At 35.5% G+C, this 2,638-nt stretch carries 3 protein-coding genes and 1 pseudogene; 3 read left to right on the top strand and 1 reads right to left on the bottom strand.

Annotated elements, in window-relative coordinates:
* Positions 1–608: 608 nt before the first annotated feature.
* Positions 609–905, bottom strand: a complete 297-nt coding sequence (locus tag H4J50_RS18725) for a hypothetical protein (RefSeq protein WP_182257670.1) — start codon at positions 903–905, stop codon at positions 609–611.
* 435 nt (positions 906–1,340) lie between these two features.
* On the opposite strand from H4J50_RS18725, the pseudogene H4J50_RS18720 reads away from it, so the two are divergent.
* The 3 genes and pseudogenes from H4J50_RS18720 to H4J50_RS18710 form a co-directional block, all read left to right on the top strand.
* A pseudogene (locus H4J50_RS18720) lies at positions 1,341–1,487 on the top strand (RHS repeat-associated core domain-containing protein); the annotation flags it as partial.
* Positions 1,488–1,520: 33 nt separating this feature from the next.
* The gene (locus tag H4J50_RS18715) at positions 1,521–1,955 is read left to right on the top strand and encodes a hypothetical protein (RefSeq protein WP_182257669.1); all 435 of its coding nucleotides are present in this window, start codon (positions 1,521–1,523) and stop codon (positions 1,953–1,955) included.
* Positions 1,945–2,385: a hypothetical protein gene (locus H4J50_RS18710; protein ID WP_182257668.1), complete on the top strand. Its 441-nt coding sequence runs from the start codon at positions 1,945–1,947 to the stop codon at positions 2,383–2,385. Before H4J50_RS18715 ends, H4J50_RS18710 begins: the two co-directional genes overlap by 11 nt.
* Positions 2,386–2,638: the final 253 nt, after the last annotated feature.

The following is a 2,638-nucleotide window of genomic DNA, read 5'->3' as shown; positions in this document are numbered from 1 at the left end:
CACAATGGTTATTTTTAAGTTTTTTTTAGGTCTAAATTATTTTAAAAGAGTTTTTGGTGTTTTTATAATCAAAAGATCTAAAAAAATAAATGTCATATAAATCAATAGGGTATGTTTTTAATGTTTTTTCAACATCCTAATTGTATATTTAAGAAAATCAATATTTAAAAACCTCAAAGTATTCTATTTTCAAGCTGATTGTATTTATTACTCTCCCACACTATGCGTGCAGTGACAATGTAGTGTCATACTCAAAAAAAAAAGAGTCATACTTTACAATAAACCATCATACTTTCGAGTTGTTGCTCTGGGTAGAAATAGCTTAGTTCCTCGTTAATAAGTGCAACAAACTTCAGCAATTTTTGTTCAAGAGCCGACCTAAATTAGTCCTCAAAATGAGGCCGATTTATGATCACTTAGATACGAAATCGAACATAATCCCTTACTTATCTAGTGTCAAGTGATCCGACTTTGTTGACGACCCTCTAACGTATTTTGTGTATCTGCCAAGTTTAAATAACATCTTTCAAACGGTCTTCGAATTCAATCATAAATCGATTCAAGACCGTTTTCCAATTTCTTATCGGCATCGTCCACTTTTTCGATGATTAATACTTGTTACAAACAGAGATTACTTTCGGATAGGTTCTATTCATTAAATCTGTTTTATTTGAGTTGCTGGTGTTTTCATAGCGTTGCTTAAACTTGCCACAAGCATGAACAATCGTTAGTGATAGATCTCTAAGTTTGCTAACACCTAATGATGGATTCTCTACATAAACCTTAGAGGCGTTAACTATTGCTCCTGCGTCTGACCTGTATTTAGATTCGCTTGTCCAGCCTTGTTCAGCTGCAAAGTTAGGGGTGCTAAATGTTATTGCTGCTAGTATTATTAATCGCTTCATTTTATTTCCTATTAAATGAACCAGCAATTTGACTGGCTTTAGTTGGTTAATTATTGGGTTATTAATGCTGAATTGCAAGATCGTGGATTTACCAACATTAGGAAGCCTAGAGAACCTAGACACCCTTCTTTAGTGTTGAACTCCAAAGGTTTCAAAGGGTAAAAATGGCACTTTGAAATCATCCAATTCAACATCATGACTTTCGGCTATGGTGGCTTTGTTGCCAGTCAGGTTTTTCAATTAACTGATAATATTTATAGTCAAACAATGAATATTTGTATCTGTGAGGAACGTCAGCAATCGTATCAAAGTGATCGTTAGGCGAGATGATTTTTATTCGTAAATTAGACCGCTTTGTGGCAATAACCGTCCATCAAAATGTAATCATCAGTTATTTACCCTTTAATTGATATTTCGTAGTTCGTACTAATTTATATGCAGGCACGATACTATGATCCAGTTATCGGTCGGTTTTATTCGAATGATCCGGTTGGAACTACTGAACACTTAGGCACAAGTAACGGTATACATGGTTTTAATCGCTATACCTACGCTAATAATAACCCATATAAGTATACCGACCCTACAGGTATGAGTTCTTATGGGGCACAACAAATGTCTGTTACTATGGCACCAAACAAAAAAGCAGCGAAGGCTATCCATTCTTCGTATACAGCTCCAAGATCTGGTAGCGACACTACAAAAATAGTTGCAGGTGCCGCTTTGACTATGACTGGAAATTTGGTGCCAGGAGTAATTACTATGGGAGAGGGGCTTACTGGTGAGTCATTGGTAGAGCAAGGGGCACTTGCGGCTGGATTTACTTCCGAGCAAGCAACTTACACTTCTATAGGTTCAGATCTTATAGGAGGGTTGACAGGTATGTTGAAGGGCATTGGGAAAATTATAAGTAATTTCGGCCCAGAAACTGTATCAGGAATGTCTAAAGGAGGTATTGAAGCTGTATCAGAAAGTGCAGTTTTAGTAAATGAAGGCGATCAAGTACCAGAAAAGTTGCAAAAAATTCGTGAGGATAAAAATGAAAATTAAGAATCTAAAAAGTACCTTTAATATTGCATTTTCATTATTTGTAATGCTTGCTATGGGATTCATAATTGTCAAAAACTTGCTTGCTAGCCATGATTTTGTTGAAGGTTATGTTGAAAAAATCGATTGTCATGCAGATGTCAAAAGAGAGGGGATTTATTCTTACCATATTTTAACATCCAATAATGAGAGCTTTAGAAATAGGTTAGACATACCCTGTGATTCTATTTCTCAAATTAAAATTGGAGATCATATTGAAGTGGAGAGTCAAGGACATATTTTTGTTCAGGTGACTCATGAAGAAGTAGATATATTCGATAGAAACTTACTAAATATAAAAAGAAGCGGTGTAAATATCATCTTTGTACTTCTGTTTATTCTAGCTACTGGTGATTTAATATATCGCTTATACTTTAGTAAAAAGAAGAAATGATGTTATTAAACCTAAAGCCCCACAAGGGGCTTTATTTTTGGCTGCTTTTGAAGCCAAAGGGATTGAAGTACAGCCTTGCCTAGTCAGGATCAAGTTGCTTCAGGAAAATTTCACCATCAACAAGAGCACTTTCTTCTATATCTTGAAATCGCTTTTTGACCAATGCCAACTTTTCCATTTCATCAACATCACAGTCAAGGTGATCTTCGCACCGCCAGATAATTTTCTTTCTAATAGCATTGGGGCGTTCTGG

The sequence above is a fragment of the Colwellia sp. 6M3 genome, from assembly GCF_014077595.1.
GTDB lineage: Bacteria > Pseudomonadota > Gammaproteobacteria > Enterobacterales > Alteromonadaceae > Cognaticolwellia.
This window is presented reverse-complemented; position numbering and strand designations above follow the sequence as displayed.